Annotated in this window: 15 protein-coding genes and 3 tRNA genes; 14 read left to right on the top strand and 4 right to left on the bottom strand. The window is 57.9% G+C overall.

Features of this window, described 5'->3' with window-relative positions:
* Window positions 1-18 precede the first annotated feature (18 nt).
* Window positions 19-1,005, top strand: a complete 987-nt coding sequence (olsE, locus tag ACZ25R_RS11815; RefSeq protein ID WP_472461091.1) for an ornithine lipid hydroxylase OlsE — start codon at window positions 19-21, stop codon at window positions 1,003-1,005.
* A 16-nt stretch (window positions 1,006-1,021) separates the two neighbouring features.
* Here olsE and ACZ25R_RS11820 read toward each other — a convergent pair whose 3' ends face one another.
* From ACZ25R_RS11820 to rlmB, 3 genes are all read right to left on the bottom strand, one after another.
* The gene (locus tag ACZ25R_RS11820; RefSeq protein WP_472461092.1) at window positions 1,022-1,615 is read right to left on the bottom strand and encodes a YceI family protein; all 594 of its coding nucleotides are present in this window, start codon (window positions 1,613-1,615) and stop codon (window positions 1,022-1,024) included.
* Entirely contained in the window at window positions 1,612-2,226 is a 615-nt protein-coding gene (locus tag ACZ25R_RS11825) for a cytochrome b (protein WP_472461093.1), read from the bottom strand. The genes ACZ25R_RS11820 and ACZ25R_RS11825 overlap by 4 nt, the downstream gene beginning before the upstream one ends.
* Window positions 2,227-2,339: 113 nt before the next feature.
* Complete coding sequence (rlmB, locus tag ACZ25R_RS11830; RefSeq protein WP_472461094.1) at window positions 2,340-3,203, bottom strand: 23S rRNA (guanosine(2251)-2'-O)-methyltransferase RlmB; 864 nt, start codon at window positions 3,201-3,203, stop codon at window positions 2,340-2,342.
* A gap of 259 nt (window positions 3,204-3,462) precedes the next feature.
* Between rlmB and ACZ25R_RS11835 the strand changes: the two genes are divergently transcribed.
* The 3 genes from ACZ25R_RS11835 (at window position 3,463) to tuf (ending at window position 5,158) form a co-directional block, all read left to right on the top strand.
* Window positions 3,463-3,547, top strand: a tRNA-Tyr gene (locus ACZ25R_RS11835).
* A 122-nt stretch (window positions 3,548-3,669) separates the two neighbouring features.
* Window positions 3,670-3,743: transfer RNA gene (locus tag ACZ25R_RS11840), tRNA-Gly, on the top strand.
* A 239-nt stretch (window positions 3,744-3,982) separates the two neighbouring features.
* Complete coding sequence (gene tuf, locus ACZ25R_RS11845; RefSeq protein WP_105732669.1) at window positions 3,983-5,158, top strand: elongation factor Tu; 1,176 nt, start codon at window positions 3,983-3,985, stop codon at window positions 5,156-5,158.
* Between the two features lie 80 nt (window positions 5,159-5,238).
* Here the strand turns inward: tuf and ACZ25R_RS11850 are convergent, their stop codons facing one another.
* Window positions 5,239-5,766, bottom strand: coding sequence for an STM3941 family protein (locus ACZ25R_RS11850; RefSeq protein WP_346306323.1), 528 nt, complete (start codon window positions 5,764-5,766; stop codon window positions 5,239-5,241).
* Between the two features lie 342 nt (window positions 5,767-6,108).
* Between ACZ25R_RS11850 and ACZ25R_RS11855 the strand changes: the two genes are divergently transcribed.
* The 10 genes from ACZ25R_RS11855 (at window position 6,109) to rpoB (ending at window position 16,524) form a co-directional block, all read left to right on the top strand.
* Window positions 6,109-7,056 (top strand): COG3904 family protein, encoded by a 948-nt coding sequence (locus ACZ25R_RS11855; protein WP_472461095.1) that lies wholly within the window; start codon window positions 6,109-6,111, stop codon window positions 7,054-7,056.
* Window positions 7,057-7,130: 74 nt separating this feature from the next.
* On the top strand, window positions 7,131-8,417 hold the full coding sequence (locus ACZ25R_RS11860; protein WP_472461096.1) for a hypothetical protein: 1,287 nt from the start codon (window positions 7,131-7,133) through the stop codon (window positions 8,415-8,417).
* 144 nt (window positions 8,418-8,561) lie between these two features.
* Window positions 8,562-8,637: transfer RNA gene (locus ACZ25R_RS11865), tRNA-Trp, on the top strand.
* A 225-nt stretch (window positions 8,638-8,862) separates the two neighbouring features.
* Window positions 8,863-9,063: a preprotein translocase subunit SecE gene (gene secE / locus ACZ25R_RS11870; RefSeq protein WP_091886799.1), complete on the top strand. Its 201-nt coding sequence runs from the start codon at window positions 8,863-8,865 to the stop codon at window positions 9,061-9,063.
* A gap of 23 nt (window positions 9,064-9,086) precedes the next feature.
* On the top strand, window positions 9,087-9,617 hold the full coding sequence (gene nusG / locus ACZ25R_RS11875; protein WP_223613252.1) for a transcription termination/antitermination protein NusG: 531 nt from the start codon (window positions 9,087-9,089) through the stop codon (window positions 9,615-9,617).
* A gap of 138 nt (window positions 9,618-9,755) precedes the next feature.
* Window positions 9,756-10,184 (top strand): 50S ribosomal protein L11, encoded by a 429-nt coding sequence (gene rplK, locus ACZ25R_RS11880; RefSeq protein WP_105732673.1) that lies wholly within the window; start codon window positions 9,756-9,758, stop codon window positions 10,182-10,184.
* Between the two features lie 4 nt (window positions 10,185-10,188).
* Window positions 10,189-10,887, top strand: coding sequence for a 50S ribosomal protein L1 (gene rplA / locus ACZ25R_RS11885; protein ID WP_182552812.1), 699 nt, complete (start codon window positions 10,189-10,191; stop codon window positions 10,885-10,887).
* 348 nt (window positions 10,888-11,235) lie between these two features.
* On the top strand, window positions 11,236-11,754 hold the full coding sequence (gene rplJ / locus ACZ25R_RS11890) for a 50S ribosomal protein L10 (RefSeq protein ID WP_105732675.1): 519 nt from the start codon (window positions 11,236-11,238) through the stop codon (window positions 11,752-11,754).
* 47 nt (window positions 11,755-11,801) lie between these two features.
* A complete protein-coding gene (gene rplL, locus ACZ25R_RS11895) occupies window positions 11,802-12,179 on the top strand; it encodes a 50S ribosomal protein L7/L12 (protein WP_105732676.1) in 378 nt (125 codons plus the stop codon).
* A 193-nt stretch (window positions 12,180-12,372) separates the two neighbouring features.
* Window positions 12,373-16,524, top strand: coding sequence for a DNA-directed RNA polymerase subunit beta (gene rpoB, locus ACZ25R_RS11900; RefSeq protein ID WP_472461097.1), 4,152 nt, complete (start codon window positions 12,373-12,375; stop codon window positions 16,522-16,524).
* Window positions 16,525-16,626 lie beyond the last annotated feature (102 nt).

The following is a 16,626-nucleotide window of genomic DNA, read 5'->3' on the forward strand; positions in this document are numbered from 1 at the left end:
TGCCGGGGGGATAATCCTATGCTGATCCCCAGGAATTCATGGCTCTACGCAGCACTCTCCTATTCATTGTGGCCCTTGTTTTATTGCGTCGGTCTCGCCGGAACCTATGCGGCGTTTCAGACGCAAGCGCCGCTTCTGTGGTTCAATGTGGTGTATTTTTCGGTTGTGGCGCTCATTGCCGTCTTCGAACGGATCATGCCGTACGAGGAAACCTGGCTGAAACGCGACGGCGAAACCTTCAATGACATCGCCCATACGTTGCTGACAAAGGGCGCCGTGCAGATCGCCGCGGCCATTGGCGCATCGTTTCCCATGCTTGTGGCCATCGTCGCCCAGCCGGTGCTCAGCACGTCGGCCCATATCTGGCCGAGCGCGTGGCCCTTGGCGATCCAGGTCGTCCTCGGACTGATCATCGCCGAATTCGGGCTGTATATCGCGCACCGGCTGGCCCATGAAAAACTGGCGCTCTGGCGGTTTCACGCCTTGCATCACAGTGTCGAGCGATTGTGGGTGGTCAACACGGGCCGCTTCCATGTGATCGATTCGCTGTTCAAGATCGCGCTCAGCCAGATACCGCTCTATCTGCTCGGCGCACCGCTGCCGGTGTTCCTGTGGATCAGCGCCGTGACCGCGTTTACCGGGCTTTTGACCCATTGCAATGTTGACGTGCGCACCGGGCCGCTCGACTGGATTCTCAGCACGCCACGGTTGCATCGCTGGCACCATTCCAAGGAATTGTCGGAAGGCAACACCAATTACGGTGAGAATCTGGTGCTGTGGGACCAGATTCTGGGGACCTATTTCAATCCGCCGCGGCCATCGCCAGTCGATATCGGCATCAGCGGCAAGGTGGCCAAGAGCTTTCTCGGCCAGCTGGCGCAACCCTTCTCGTCCAGAGGTGTCCGGCAGATTCTCGGTTATGCCCCGAAGAAGAGCGATGAGGCCGGAGCTTCATCGGTCGCGGCGAAAGTGCTCGCCGGCGACAAGGCCGGCGACAAGGATTGAGGCAGCAATCGCGCATTCATCCGCGCTGGCCGTGGATGATCATGTTGAACTGCACGACATTCGAATAGATCGGCGTGCCGACATCCATGCCGTATCTGGAGCGCATCACCTTGCCTTCGACATGAAAGACGATGGCGTTGCGGTCATGGGTGGCAAGGCTGGCCTGGAAACTGGCCGGGCTGCTCTTGCCGCGGGCGGTCAATATTCCGTCGATTGTCGCGGTGTTGGGGCTGGTCTGGGTGATATGCGTTGACTTGAAGGTAACGGTCGGAAAGTTCTGCGCGTCGAACACCGCGTCGGAACGCAGGAAACTTTCGATCCGCGACTGGCCGGTGTTGACGCTTTCGGGAAACAGCGTGAACTCAATGCTCGACCGGCTGATATCGCCATTGTTCAGGGAAAACACGCCCGAGAACTTCTTGAAGTCGCCCGATATGCCCCCGCCGCCGATTTGCTCGACGACGAAGCCGATGCGGGACGATGCATCGATCTTGTAACGGCCTGCCACATCGGCCAGCGTGTCGGCATTTGCCAGTGCAGGCGCTATGGCAAGCAGAAGTGGTATGACGGCCTTGAGAACGGCGCTGATGCAAGCCCGGGCGATTTTCATGATCGAGTATCCTTGTTTGCAATACGCAGGGGATCGGCACGCGACCGAACTGGGGCCGGGCGGCGTGCGCCGAGCATGCGCAGGAGGACAGTGTCCTTTTTCCAGAAGTGATGGTGCAAGGCTGCCAGAATGTGCGCGGCAGCGACAATGGCGGAGAGATAGGCGAGCCAGGCGTGGCTGGCTGTCCAGAATGCTTCGGCCTGATCCGAGATTGTCAGAGGCAGTGGCGGTATCACCACCAGATTGAAGGCATAGGTCGGTATCTGCAAAGGCGAACTGGAGGCGAGCGCCCATCCGGTCAACGGAATGACAAAGAGGGCGACGTAGAGGAACGCGTGCGCGACATGCGCCGCGGCGCGTTCGATCCGGCTCATGCTGTCGGGCGCACGCGGCCGCGGATTTGCCATCCGCCAGAGAAGCCGCACGCCCGAGAGCAGCAGAATGAGAAAGCCCAGGGATTTGTGCCACTGGAAAAGGCTGAACTGCAGGGCGTAATTGCCGGTGCGGACCATCATATAGCCCAGCAGAATCTGTCCAAGGAAAATGGCGGCAATGATCCAATGGAAGAGGATCGTCACCACGCCATAGGATTCCGCATCATTTCGTAGCATCGGTACACTCCATCGCACAAGCAGCCCCTGGGGAGGGGCTACCCTGATGTGGAATGAACACCGCAGCGGTGAAAATTATTCGGCCTGCCGATTCTTTTGTTCGGCGGCGCGGATTATCCGGCTTTTGTGCTCAGAAACCGCTGCGCCGCATACAGCGATATGGCTGCGGCATTCGAAACATTGAGCGATTTGATCGCGCCGGGCATGTCGAGACGGGCGAGGTGGGTTACCGTTTCACGGGTCTTCTGCCGCAATCCCTTGCCTTCGGCGCCCAGAACCAGCGCGATGCGGTCGTGCGCCATGGTTTTTTCGAGTTCGAGCGGGCCTTCCGAATCAAGACCGATGGTGGCAAAGCCGAGCTCATGCAGTTCGTGGATGGCGTCGGCGAGGTTGCGCACCTCGATATGCGGAATGAGTTCAAGCGCGCCCGATGCGGCCTTGGCCAAAACGCCCGATTCCTGCGGGCTGTGGCGGGCGGTGGTCACGATGGCACCGGCACCGAAGGCAACGGCGGACCGCATGATCGCGCCGACATTGTGCGGATCGGTGACCTGGTCGAGAATCAGCAGGAGCTGGCTGTCTTTCAAAGCCTTCAGCGACTGGGTCTTCAGCGGCTTGACTTCGATCATGACGCCCTGATGCACGGCTTCGGAGCCGGTTTCCCGATCAATCGCACGCGGATCGACAACATCGACATCGAAGGGCAGGGCGGACGAATCAGCGATCTCCAGCCGGTCGAGGGCATTCTTTGTCACCAGCATGCGCTTGATCTGGCGCTGGGGGTTGTCCAGCGCGGCGCGCACCGTGTGCAGGCCGTACAGGCGCACGAGCCCTTCGGGCGCCTGTGTGCCTTCGACAGCGGACCGAGTCGCGCGCTGGGCCTGCGGCGGCCCTCCGGCCTTCTTGTCGCGAAACTGGCGGCGCAGCGTGGCGTAGTGGGAATCTTTGGGTGTACGGGATGGTTTTTCTTCGCTCATGCCGCAACCTATAACCCTTCATGCCGCCCGGCGATATATGCTTCTTGGCGAAAATGCAGATGCTCCCGCTTTGATCGCTTTGGCCGTGCCGGCGAACGGCCCGGGACAATGATTTTCACAGGACCCGTCATTTTCTTCCGCAGACTGTTGACACCACGAAAGCTAGTCGGCATAAGGCCACCCGCAAGCCGCCGCTGGAAAACAAATCCGGCAGCTGGTTTGCAGAGTGCCTGATGGCGCGGTTCTATCGGTAGTGACCGGAGGAGTGCCCGAGTGGTTAAAGGGGACGGACTGTAAATCCGTTAGCTTGGCTTACGTTGGTTCGAATCCAACCTCCTCCACCACTGCCGGAACCGAGCGCCTGATGCACAAGCCAAAACCGGAACTGGTTTTGGTATGGCTTGTGCGCCGTTTAAAATGTTACGGTGGTTCCAGTGCGTTTCGCACGCACGGCACTGTAATATGTGCGGGTATAGCTCAGTGGTAGAGCAGCAGCCTTCCAAGCTGAATATGCGGGTTCGATTCCCGCTACCCGCTCCAGATTTGCAAGAGCACCGCGTGCACGCGTGAGCGCGCAGAGGTGCTCTTCGATTTTTGTCTTGAGCATTGCACGCCGCTCATGTGTCCCCATATGAACGAGCATGAACAAGACGAAACCAATCCGATCCGGTTGATCAGACCGGGCGGGCGACTGAGCTGACGGACGGCTTGCTGTCTCGTCTGAGCTACAAACATGGTACCGGCCCTAGACCGGTTGTGATGACGAGAGAACGACAGCTATGGCTAAGAGCAAGTTTGAACGTAACAAGCCGCACGTCAACATCGGCACGATTGGTCACGTTGACCATGGCAAGACATCGTTGACGGCAGCGATTACGAAGTATTTCGGAGAGTTCAAGGCGTACGACCAGATCGACGCGGCACCGGAAGAAAAGGCGCGCGGCATCACCATTTCGACGGCACACGTCGAGTACGAGACGGCAGCGCGCCACTACGCGCACGTCGATTGCCCCGGCCACGCCGACTATGTGAAGAACATGATCACCGGTGCGGCGCAGATGGACGGCGCGATCCTGGTTGTATCGGCAGCCGACGGCCCGATGCCGCAGACGCGCGAGCACATCCTGCTGGCCCGTCAGGTTGGCGTTCCGGCGATCGTGGTTTTCCTGAACAAGGTCGACCAGGTTGACGATGCCGAGCTTCTGGAACTGGTTGAACTGGAAGTGCGCGAGCTTCTGTCGAAGTACGACTTCCCGGGCGACGATGTGCCGATCGTCAAGGGTTCGGCGCTGGCTGCACTGGAAGATTCCAACAAGGAAATCGGCGAAGACGCGGTGCGCGCGCTGATGGCGGAAGTCGACAAGTACATCCCGACGCCGGAGCGTCCGGTTGACCAGCCGTTCCTGATGCCGATCGAAGACGTGTTCTCGATCTCGGGTCGTGGTACGGTTGTGACGGGCCGCGTTGAACGCGGTATCGTCAAGGTCGGTGAAGAAGTTGAAATCATCGGCATCAAGCCGACGACGAAGACGACGGTGACCGGCGTTGAAATGTTCCGCAAGCTGCTCGACCAGGGCCAGGCCGGCGACAACATCGGCGCGCTGATCCGCGGCGTTGGCCGTGAAGACGTCGAGCGCGGCCAGATCCTTGCCAAGCCAGGTTCGGTCAAGCCGCACACGAAGTTCAAGGCAGAAGCCTACATCCTGACGAAGGACGAAGGTGGCCGTCATACGCCATTCTTCTCCAACTACCGTCCGCAGTTCTACTTCCGCACGACCGACGTGACGGGCGTGGTGACGCTGCCGGAAGGCACGGAAATGGTCATGCCCGGCGACAACATCTCGGTTGATGTGACGCTGATCGTGCCGATCGCAATGGAAGAGAAGCTGCGCTTCGCTATCCGTGAAGGTGGCCGCACCGTCGGTGCAGGCATCGTCGCTTCGATCATCGAGTAATTGTCGCAAGACAAGTTGAATACGGAAAAGGCGGCCAGTGGCCGCCTTTTTTGTTTGCCTGCAGCTATTGCCTGATGAAATCAGACGGATTTCGGTTTGCCGTAGGTGCGATGGTAAGCGGCAACGAGTTCGAACAGGCGATCGAAGTCGATCGACAGGACCCGGCCATCGATGTAGATGCCCTTCGGCATGCGGAACAGCGATGCCCGGACGATCCTCGATTTGATGCCCCGGCCGAGCTGATCCACCTGATGGGGATCGATACCCAGCACGATTGTCTGTTCGCGGTTGTCATTCCATGACGCCACGTCGTTGATGTTCTTCCAGGGAATGGTCTCGTCGGCCAGGCGCCTGTCGCACAGTCCTTCCGGCGAGATGGTGATCGCATCGCGGGTCTTGAGCAGCCGCCAGACCAGGCGGCCCGTCAGAAGCGGGAAAACCACGGAACCGGCACAGGCGATGTACTCGATCAGGTTTTCCGGCTCACTGCCGAGCAATTCATAGATAACGACCCCGATTGAATAGAATGACAGCATGCTCGTCATGGCAATATGCTGCAATGGCTTCGAGAACGAGGATTTGATTTTGATCGTTTGGCGCGCGTCCATTTTGATCTCTTTCGTCAATCCCCGTGACGGGCCGGTCGATGCCGGGCCCGGTCGCGGGAAGGGACAGGTTGAATTCACGAAAATGTGATGACGTAAATGCATGACGTGAGCATGACAATCCTATGACGCGTCAATTCACACTTTATTGCAATTGTACACTTATCGAGAGCCTGCGCTTCAACACGCTGCTGCCGTGGGCAATGCGCCCCTGCGGCGAAAGGGCAGGTGCTTTCTGTTTACCCTTCCGAACCCTTGGTCTATCCTTGCCACAACAGAGCATATTCGGCTCCAAGGATACCGCAGCGATCCGGCAGCGGGCAATTGGTAGTTATCGGGATTGACATGTTTGGTTATCGTTTGGCCGGATGCAGCGTTCTTTCAGGCATGGCTGCCTGTGTTCTCCTGGCATTGTTGCTCCAACTGGCGCTTGTCGCGCCCGTTCTGGCGGGAAAGAAGCAGGCCGGGGCACCCGTCCTGCAGTCTATGCGCTTTGCCATTGTCCGCAGCGCGGTGCCCAGCTGCGAGCCCGCCTGCCCGGAATGGATATGGGCCTCCGGCACCATATTGGACGACACGCCGGCCAAGCTGCGCAAAATTCTGAAGGTCATGGGCAAACGGCGCCTGCCGATCATCATGGAATCGAATGGCGGCAATGTGGATGCGGCCATGCAGGTCGGCCGCATGATCCGCAAACGCGGCCTCGACATTGCCATCGGCAGGACCCGCTTTGAAGGATGCAGCCCCGACCAGAAGTGCAAGCCCGACCGTTATGCCGATGGAGCCTATGCCGGGTTTCCCTATCCGGCGGGCGCCTATTGCCTCTCCGCCTGTCCCTATATCTTCGCGGCGGGTGAAAAGCGTTTTGTCGGCCCCTGGGCCCTGATCGGCGTGCACCAGATCACGCAGGTCTATACGCAGACACGCATCACCTATGAGACGCGCTACCGGATGGTGAACGGGAAGAAGAAGATTCTTGATACCAAGATCGTCGGGCGCAAGCCTGCCGGCTCCTATGAACGCACCGATCTCAGCAAGGGATATCGCCAGAAACTGCTCGCCTATTTTACCGGCATGGGCATCGACCCGGCCATTGTCGACCGGATGCTGTCGATTCCGGCCAAGGATATCTCGGTTCTGACGCAGGATGAGCTGGTTGCGTTCAAGCTCGTGTCGGGAACGGGGGATGTCAGCGATCTCGCGGCCACGCGCATCTGCGAGCAGGAGCCCAAGGCCGTGAACTGCGTCGAGCTCAAATCTGCCGGTTCCAAGATTGTTTCGAGAATGGACTGATATTTCTGACACCCCATTGATAGCGAAGCCGTTCCGCTTATAGATGGGCAGGGGAATGGCTTGTGGGGAAGAGCATGGCGTTGACGAAAGTTGCGTTCGATGATTGCCGGTTGCGCTGCCACGATGGCTTTTTCCGTTTATTGATTGTTCTCAGCCTCGCTTTTGCTCTGTTTGCAGGTTTGACAACGGCGCTGCTTGCCGCGGATACCGAACGGCCCGCATTGCCCGGCCCAGGCGCGACCAGCCAGCCATATGTTCCACCACCGCTCGGCCTTGCCTCGGGACCGGCAACAACGGTGCAGCCGATCCTGCGCGATGCTGACCTAACCGGACCGTCCTATAGCTCTCCAGGGCAATCGGCGCCCAGCACCGGCCCCTTCTGCGATATGTCATGCCCGGCCTGGACGCCGGATCGCGCGTCCATTTGCAACCCGACGAGGAATTGTGTGGCGGGCGTGCCCGCCTATGCTCCGCTTTTTTCGCCGCAGGCGGGAAATATCCCCAGACCAGAACCGATCCAACCACTGCCAGACACGTATCAGTCGAATCTTCTCGTGGCTGATAGTCCCATGGCGTTTGCGATTGTGCGCGCCGACGTTGAGGTTTGCAGACCGAATTGCCCGGAATGGATTGCGGCTACGGGGACGATCAAGCCCGATACGCCTGCAAAGCTGCGGAAAATCCTGAACCAGGCCGGCAAGCGGCGGCTGCCGCTCGTGATCGACTCGAGGGGAGGTGCCGTGAATGCCGCCATCGAGATGGGGCGGATCATCCGCAAGCGCGGTCTGGACGTTGCCATCGGCAAGACGATGTATTTGGGGTGCACGCCGGGCCCGAAGAGTTGCAAACCCGATTTTGCCGATGGGGCTTATGCCGGTTATGCTTTTCCAGGCGGCGGAATTTGCCTGTCCGCCTGTCCGTTTTTTGCCGCGGGCGGCCTAAAGCGATTGGCCGGATATGAGGCGCGGGTCGGGATACACCAGATCACCACCACGGTCACAAATCTCATGATTACCTATCAGACGCGCTACCGGATCGTGAACGGCAAGAAGAAAATCATTGATCGGAAAGTTGTCAGCCGGAAACCAACCGGGACGTATGAAACCACGGAGGTGCGTAAAGGCTATCGCAAGCAACTCGTTGCCTATTTCGTGGAAATGGGCGTCAAACCCAGCCTCGTCGACCGGATGCTTGCCGTTTCCGCCAGCGATATCTACATACTGCAGTATAACGAGTTGTCGGATTTCAAATTTGCGACGGACGAGGGTGATTCTCGTGCATTCACTGCCGGCAGGATTTGCAACCGTGATCCAAAGCCCGGCAACTGTGTGGAACTGAAGCCTGTCCCACCGAAAGTCTGAGAAAAGGCAGCGGCTTTCATCCCTGCCGGCACGGGAAAACCGTCAAATCTGCGCGTCACGCGACGAATTTCTCATAAAGCGGCGCGCGGCGGGAATAGGGGCTTGAAAAGCGCAGCGCTTTGTGGAATGTACGCCCCGGACTGTAGGGGAGTAGCTCAGTTGGTAGAGCGGCGGTCTCCAAAACCGTAGGTCGCAGGTTCGAATCCTGTCTCCCCTGCCACTCATAGTCTGCCCGCACACGATTGGATGGTGTGCTGACAGATGTTTGGAAAGAAACGAAACCGGGGACTTGTGTTTTACCGGAATCGGTTCTATGTAACATCAACAGACACGCGGTGCGTGGAGCTGAACGATCAGCTTTACGGGCCGTAATGGTGTGAACAAAGCGTGTTGTTACCATGGCAACATATTGAGTTTACAGCAACATGACACGCACGAGCGGTAAATGGCATCCAAGACAAACCCGATAAGTTTTTTTCAGCAAGTGCGCGCGGAAACGGCAAAGGTCACCTGGCCTTCACGCCGTGAGACGCTCATTTCCACCGCTATGGTGATGGTGATGGCGTTTTTTGCTGCGATTTTCTTCTTCGCAGCTGATCAGTTGATGGCCTTCGGGATTGATCTCGTTCTCGGTCTTGGTCGTTAACGCAGGCTGACAAGGAAATTTGAATGACCGCGCGCTGGTATATCGTTCACGCCTATTCGAACTTTGAAAAGAAGGTCGCCGAGTCGATCGAAGAAAAGGCGAGGCAGAAGGGTCTGTCGCATCTTTTCGAGAAGATCCTCGTGCCGACCGAAAAGGTGGTTGAAGTGCGCCGCGGCCGCAAGGTTGATGCTGAGCGCAAGTTCTTCCCGGGTTATGTCCTTGTTCGCGCCGATCTGACGGATGATGCGTATCATCTGATCAAGAACACGCCGAAAGTGACGGGTTTCCTCGGTTCCGACAACAAGCCGGTTGCGATTTCCGACAAGGAAGCCGACCGGATCCTGATGCAGGTTCAGGAAGGTGTCGAGCGTCCGAAGGCTTCGATCTCGTTCGAGATCGGCGAAAGCGTTCGTGTTGCCGACGGTCCGTTTGCTTCGTTCAACGGTGTCGTTCAGGAAGTCGACGAAGAGCGTTCGCGCCTCAAGGTGGAAGTTTCGATTTTCGGCCGCGCTACGCCGGTCGATCTGGAATTTGGTCAGGTCGAAAAGATCTGATCAATCGGCTGCCCGACGGGCGGCCAGCCACGTCAGTGGCCAATGGTGGGAGGTGAGGCGGCCTTTAGCCGGGTCTTCAATCCGTACCACCAAACTGCAACCGCCGGTTTTCCGGCATAATGATAAGGCAGAGAAGTTATGGCTAAGAAAATTGCAGGCCAGCTCAAGCTGCAGGTTTCGGCAGGATCGGCAACACCGTCTCCTCCCATCGGACCGGCACTTGGTCAGCGTGGCATCAACATCATGGAATTCTGCAAGGCCTTCAATGCGGCCACGCAGGAACTGGAAAAGGGTTCGCCCATTCCGGTCGTGATCACATACTATCAGGACAAGTCCTTCACTTTTGTGATGAAGACGCCGCCGGTGTCTTACTTCCTCAAGAAGGCTGCAAACCTGAAGTCCGGTTCCAAGGAGCCAGGCAAGGTGGTTGCTGGCAAGATCTCGCGCGACAAGGTCCGTGAAATCGCGCAGGCGAAGATGAAGGACCTGAACGCAGCGGATGTCGAATCCGCCATGCGCATGGTCGAAGGTTCTGCCCGTTCGATGGGCCTGGAAGTGGTGGGCTGAGACGATGGCAAAAGTATCAAAGCGTGTAGCCAAGGTTCGTGAAGGCGTTGACCGCGAGAAGCTCTATGATCTGACTTCGGCTGTTGCCATGGTCAAGGAACGTGCCATTGCCAAGTTCGACGAGACGATCGAAGTATCGATGAACCTCGGCGTTGATCCCCGCCATGCGGACCAGATGGTTCGCGGCGTTGTCAATCTGCCAAACGGCACAGGCCGTACGGTTCGCGTTGCTGTTTTCGCTCGCGGCGACAAGGCTGAAGAAGCCAAGAAGGCCGGTGCTGACATTGTTGGCGCGGAAGATCTGTTCGAGATCGTCAATGGCGGCAAGATCGATTTCGATCGCTGCATTGCCACTCCGGACATGATGCCGCTCGTCGGCCGTCTCGGTAAGGTTCTCGGCCCGCGCGGCATGATGCCGAACCCGAAGGTCGGCACCGTAACGACGGATGTTACGGCGGCGGTCAAGGCTTCCAAGGGCGGCGCTGTCGAGTTCCGCGTCGAGAAGGCCGGTATCGTTCACGCCGGCGTTGGCAAGGCATCGTTCGATGTCAAGGCGCTGGAAGAAAACATCAAGGCATTCACCGATGCCGTCACCAAGGCAAAGCCGGCAGGCGCCAAGGGTGAATACGTCAAGCGCGTCGCGATTTCTTCGACGATGGGCGTTGGCGTCAAGGTTGATCCGTCGACTGTACGCCCTGCGTAACAGCTGATGTGAAAACTCGGGCCTAACGGCTTGAGTTCTAAAGAATTCCAGGCCTTTCGGGGCCTGGATAACCGGATGAAAGTCCGGTTATCCTGTCCGAGATTGCAGGTGGCTCGCCTTAATTGTCATGAGCCTGCATGAGACGTGGAACAGCTTTGTTAGGGTGGAAAAATCCACCGAGACAAGGTTCGAACCGTAGTTGCCTTTCGCTTGCAGCCGGATTTCCGGCGAAGCAGGGGGGACAGGATCCTCAAGTGTTGTTTGGTTTCAGTTTTCGGATTGAAGCCTTGCAACAAAAGGCAACCCGGCAGGGACGCACCGTGCGTTTCTGCCAAATGGAGAGAGACAGTGGAAAAAGCGGAAAAGCGCGAATTTGTCACTTGGCTGAACGGCGTCTTCAAGGACTCCGGTTCAGTTGTCGTGGCCCACTATACCGGTCTCACCGTTGCGCAGCTGAGCGATCTTCGCTCCAAGATGCGTGATGCTGGTGGCACCGTTAAAGTCGCGAAGAACCGCCTTGCCAAGATCGCTCTTCAGGGCACGGAATCGGAAGGCATTTCTGACCTGTTCACAGGTCAGACACTTGTTGCCTATTCGAATGATCCGATTACGGCACCAAAGATCGCCATCGAATTTGCCAAGGGTAACGAGAAGCTCGTCATCCTCGGTGGCTCGATGGGAGCAACAACTCTCGACGCTGATGGCGTGAAGGCTCTTGCCGCACTGCCGTCACTCGACGAGTTGCGTGCAAAGCTGGTTGGTATGATCCAGACACCAGCAACGCGCATCGCTCAGATCGTCAACGCACCGGCAGGCCAGCTTGCCCGCGTTTTCGGCGCCTATGCCCGGAAGGACGAAGCGGCATAAGGCCGTTCTCGCTGTCAATATATCGAACCTTGTAAAGGAAAACCAAAATGACTGATCTCGCAAAGATCGTAGACGACCTGTCCAACCTGACTGTTCTGGAAGCTGCTGAACTTTCCAAGCTTCTTGAAGAGAAGTGGGGCGTTTCTGCTGCTGCTCCTGTTGCTGTTGCTGCTGCCGCTGGCGGCGGTGCAGCTGCTGCAGCCGTTGAAGAAAAGACTGAATTCGACGTCGTTCTGACCGATGCCGGCGCTAACAAGATCAACGTGATCAAGGAAGTCCGCGCAATCACCGGTCTCGGCCTCAAGGAAGCCAAGGACCTCGTTGAAGCTGCTCCCAAGCCAGTCAAGGAAGCTGCTACCAAGGACGAAGCTGACAAGATCAAGGCACAGCTCGAAGCAGCTGGCGCCAAGGTTGAACTCAAGTAAGTCCAACATTTTTGGCGGGCAGGGCGACAAGCCCTGTCCGCTGATCTGCCCTTTTGGGCAACCCGGTACTGAACCCTTTTCCTGACGGCAATTCCGATGCTTTCAGGAAACGGGTTTTGTCCCGTTCACGGGGCCGCAAAAGCGGTTTTAAGAAACATGCCAGTTTCCGCTGGCGCAAAGACGAGGAGCGACGATGGCTCAGACCCATACTTTTAACGGTCGTAGGCGCGTACGCAAGTTTTTCGGTAAGATCCCTGAAGTCGCAGAGATGCCGAACCTCATCGAGGTTCAGAAGGCTTCCTACGATCAGTTCCTCATGGTTGAGGAGCCGAAAGGCGGGCGTCTTGATGAAGGTCTGCAGGCTGTGTTCAAGTCTGTGTTCCCGATCCAGGATTTCTCCGGCGCTTCCATGCTTGAATTCGTCAAGTATGAATTTGAAGCTCCAAAATTCGACGTTGACGAATGCCGTCAGCGCGATCTGACCTATGCTGCACCGCTGAAAGTCACGCTGCGCCTGATCGTGTTCGATATTGACGAGGATACGGGCGCCAAGTCGATCAAGGACATCAAGGAACAGGACGTTTACATGGGCGACATGCCGCTCATGACCGATAACGGCACGTTCATCGTCAACGGTACCGAACGCGTCATCGTTTCGCAGATGCACCGTTCGCCGGGCGTTTTCTTCGATCACGACAAGGGCAAGACCCATTCGTCGGGCAAGCTGCTGTTTGCTGCGCGCGTCATTCCTTACCGCGGTTCCTGGCTTGACATCGAGTTCGATGCCAAGGACGTGGTCTATGCGCGTATCGACCGCCGCCGCAAGATTCCTGCGACATCGCTGCTGATGGCGCTGGGCATGGACAGCGAAGAAATCCTGTCGACGTTCTACAATTCGCTGATGTTCAGCCGTGACGGCGACACCTGGCGCATTCCGTTCTCCGTCGATCGTTTCCGCGGTTTCAAGGCGACAACCGACGTTGTCGATGCCGATACCGGTGAAGTCATTCTCGAGTCCGGCAAGAAGCTGACAGCCCGTGCTGCCAAGCAGCTTGCTGAGAAGGGCCTGAAGTTCATCAAGGCAACGGAAGACGACCTGTTCGGCATGTATCTTGCCGAAGACATCGTCAACATGGAAACCGGTGAAGTCTATCTCGAAGCCGGTGACGAACTGGACGAGAAGACGCTCAAGGTTCTGCTCGACACAGGCGTTGCCGAGATCAACGTTCTCGATATCGACCATGTCAATATCGGACCGTATATCCGCAACACGCTTGCTGTTGACAAGAACGAGAGCCGTCAGGACGCCCTGTTCGACATCTATCGCGTCATGCGTCCCGGTGAGCCGCCGACAATCGACTCGGCTGAAGCCATGTTCAAGTCGCTGTTCTTCGATAGCGAGCGTTATGATCTCTCGGCTGTTGGCCGCGTGAAGATGAACATGCGTCTCGACCTGAATGCGGAAGACACAGTCCGCATCCTGCGCAAGGAAGATATCCTTGCCGTGGTCAAGATGCTGGTCGATCTGCGCGACGGTCGCGGTGAAATCGACGACATCGACAATCTCGGCAACCGCCGCGTGCGTTCGGTTGGCGAATTGATGGAAAACCAGTACCGCGTTGGCCTGCTCCGCATGGAGCGCGCCATCAAGGAACGCATGTCGTCCATCGAAATCGACACCGTGATGCCGCAGGACCTGATCAATGCGAAGCCGGCAGCTGCTGCCGTTCGCGAATTCTTCGGCTCCTCGCAGCTGTCGCAGTTCATGGATCAGACCAACCCGCTTTCGGAAATCACCCACAAGCGCCGTCTTTCGGCACTTGGACCTGGTGGTCTGACCCGCGAGCGTGCCGGCTTCGAAGTCCGCGACGTGCACCCGACGCATTACGGCCGTATCTGCCCGATTGAAACGCCGGAAGGCCCGAACATCGGTCTGATCAACTCGCTCGCAACCTTTGCCCGGGTCAACAAGTACGGCTTCATCGAAAGCCCGTACCGCCGGATCGTTGACGGCAAGGTCACGGACGACGTCGTCTATCTCTCGGCGATGGAAGAAGCCAAGTATCACGTGGCGCAGGCCAATGTGGAACTCGACGCTTCCGGTGCCTTCACGGACGAATTCGTTGTCTGCCGTCACGCGGGTGAAGTTCTGATGGCTCCGCGTGAAAACGTGGATCTGATGGACGTGTCGCCGAAGCAGCTCGTATCGGTTGCCGCAGCGCTCATTCCGTTCCTGGAAAACGACGACGCCAACCGCGCTCTGATGGGCTCGAACATGCAGCGTCAGGCCGTACCTCTGGTTCGTGCCGAGGCACCGTTCGTCGGTACCGGCATGGAGCCGATCGTTGCCCGTGACTCCGGCGCCGCCATCGGTGCACGCCGCACAGGTATCGTCGATCAGGTCGATGCGACGCGTATCGTTATCCGTGCGACGGAAGACCTCGTACCGGGCAAATCAGGCGTCGATATCTACCGCCTGATGAAGTTCCAGCGTTCGAACCAGAACACCTGCATCAATCAGCGTCCGCTGGTTCGTGTTGGCGACCGGATCGAAAAGGGTGACATCATTGCCGACGGTCCTTCGACGGACCTGGGCGATCTGGCGCTCGGCCGCAACGTGCTGGTCGCGTTCATGCCTTGGAACGGCTACAACTACGAAGACTCCATCCTTCTGTCTGAAAAGATCGTTTCGGATGACGTCTTCACCTCGATCCACATCGAGGAGTTCGAAGTCATGGCCCGCGATACGAAGCTCGGACCGGAAGAAATCACGCGCGACATTCCGAACGTTTCGGAAGAAGCCCTGAAGAACCTGGACGAAGCCGGTATCGTTTACATCGGTGCGGAAGTTCAGCCCGGCGACATTCTCGTCGGCAAGATCACGCCGAAGGGCGAAAGCCCGATGACGCCGGAAGAGAAGCTTCTGCGCGCCATCTTCGGTGAAAAGGCTTCCGATGTCCGTGACACCTCGATGCGCATGCCGCCCGGGACTTACGGCACGGTTGTGGAAGTTCGCGTTTTCAACCGCCACGGCGTTGAAAAGGACGAACGCGCCATGGCGATCGAACGCGAGGAAATCGAGCGTTTGGCCAAGGACCGCGACGACGAACAGGCTATTCTTGACCGCAACGTCTATGGCCGTCTGGCTGACGTTCTCAATGGCAAGCCTGCCGTTGCCGGACCGAAGTCGTTCAAGAAGGGCACTGTTGTCACGACGGAAGTCATGGGTGAACACCCGCGTTCCCAGTGGTGGCAGTTCGCCGTCGAGGACGAAAAGCTTCAGGGCGAAATCGAAGCTCTGCGCAACCAGTACGACGACTCCAAGAAGCTGCTCGAACAGCGCTTCATGGACAAGGTCGAAAAGGTACAGCGCGGCGACGAGATGCCTCCGGGCGTCATGAAGATGGTCAAGGTCTTTGTTGCTGTGAAGCGCAAGATCCAGCCAGGCGACAAGATGGCCGGCCGTCACGGCAACAAGGGTGTTGTCTCGCGTATTGCCGCCGTTGAAGATATGCCGTTCCTCGAAGACGGAACGCATGTCGACATCGTGCTCAATCCGCTTGGCGTGCCAAGCCGCATGAACGTTGGCCAGATTCTGGAAACGCATCTGGGCTGGGCCTGCGCCGGAATGGGCAAGAAGATCGGCGATCTGATCGAAGCCTACAAGGCGCAGTATGCGGCCAGTGGTCAGGGCGATATCCAGCCGCTGCGGGCGACGATCGAGTCGATCATCCCCGACAACGACCGGAACGAGCCAGTCCGCAACTATGACGACGAGAGCATCGTGCGTCTTGGTGAGCAGATGAAGCGCGGCGTGTCGATTGCAACGCCGGTGTTTGACGGTGCGCATGAGCCGGACATCAATGTGATGCTGGAGCAGGCGGGTCTGAAGGCTTCCGGTCAGTCGACGCTCTATGACGGACGTACGGGTGAAACTTTCGATCGTCAGGTGACTGTCGGCTACATCTACATGCTGAAGCTGCACCACCTGGTCGACGACAAGATCCATGCCCGTTCGATCGGACCATACTCGCTCGTGACGCAGCAGCCCCTGGGCGGCAAGGCCCAGTTCGGCGGTCAGCGTTTCGGTGAAATGGAGGTCTGGGCCCTGGAAGCATACGGTGCGGCCTACACGCTGCAGGAAATGCTCACGGTCAAGTCCGATGACGTCGCCGGCCGTACCAAGGTCTATGAAGCGATCGTCCGCGGTGACGATACGTTCGAGGCCGGTATTCCGGAGAGCTTCAACGTTCTCGTCAAGGAAATGCGTTCGCTCGGTCTCAATGTCGAGCTGGACGATACACGCCAGCAAGAGCAGCAGGCTTTGCCTGACGCGGCAGAGTAAAAAAGTTGGGGTGCGCGGTTTGCCGCGCACCCGACCATTTTGTTTCGAGCCGCTGCAGAAGCGGCATTTGATCTAGATGGACCCGCGACGGCGGATCATTCC

This window comes from Phyllobacterium sp. RCAM01083, from assembly GCF_055685835.1.

Coding starts and splice junctions, on each gene's coding strand:
- olsE (WP_472461091.1), top strand. CDS start 19: ATGCTGATCCCCAGGAATTCATGGCTCTACGCAGCACTCTCCTATTCA.
- ACZ25R_RS11820 (WP_472461092.1), bottom strand. CDS start 1,615: ATGAAAATCGCCCGGGCTTGCATCAGCGCCGTTCTCAAGGCCGTCATA.
- ACZ25R_RS11825 (WP_472461093.1), bottom strand. CDS start 2,226: ATGCTACGAAATGATGCGGAATCCTATGGCGTGGTGACGATCCTCTTC.
- rlmB (WP_472461094.1), bottom strand. CDS start 3,203: ATGAGCGAAGAAAAACCATCCCGTACACCCAAAGATTCCCACTACGCC.
- tuf (WP_105732669.1), top strand. CDS start 3,983: ATGGCTAAGAGCAAGTTTGAACGTAACAAGCCGCACGTCAACATCGGC.
- ACZ25R_RS11850 (WP_346306323.1), bottom strand. CDS start 5,766: ATGGACGCGCGCCAAACGATCAAAATCAAATCCTCGTTCTCGAAGCCA.
- ACZ25R_RS11855 (WP_472461095.1), top strand. CDS start 6,109: ATGTTTGGTTATCGTTTGGCCGGATGCAGCGTTCTTTCAGGCATGGCT.
- ACZ25R_RS11860 (WP_472461096.1), top strand. CDS start 7,131: ATGGCGTTGACGAAAGTTGCGTTCGATGATTGCCGGTTGCGCTGCCAC.
- secE (WP_091886799.1), top strand. CDS start 8,863: ATGGCATCCAAGACAAACCCGATAAGTTTTTTTCAGCAAGTGCGCGCG.
- nusG (WP_223613252.1), top strand. CDS start 9,087: ATGACCGCGCGCTGGTATATCGTTCACGCCTATTCGAACTTTGAAAAG.
- rplK (WP_105732673.1), top strand. CDS start 9,756: ATGGCTAAGAAAATTGCAGGCCAGCTCAAGCTGCAGGTTTCGGCAGGA.
- rplA (WP_182552812.1), top strand. CDS start 10,189: ATGGCAAAAGTATCAAAGCGTGTAGCCAAGGTTCGTGAAGGCGTTGAC.
- rplL (WP_105732676.1), top strand. CDS start 11,802: ATGACTGATCTCGCAAAGATCGTAGACGACCTGTCCAACCTGACTGTT.
- rpoB (WP_472461097.1), top strand. CDS start 12,373: ATGGCTCAGACCCATACTTTTAACGGTCGTAGGCGCGTACGCAAGTTT.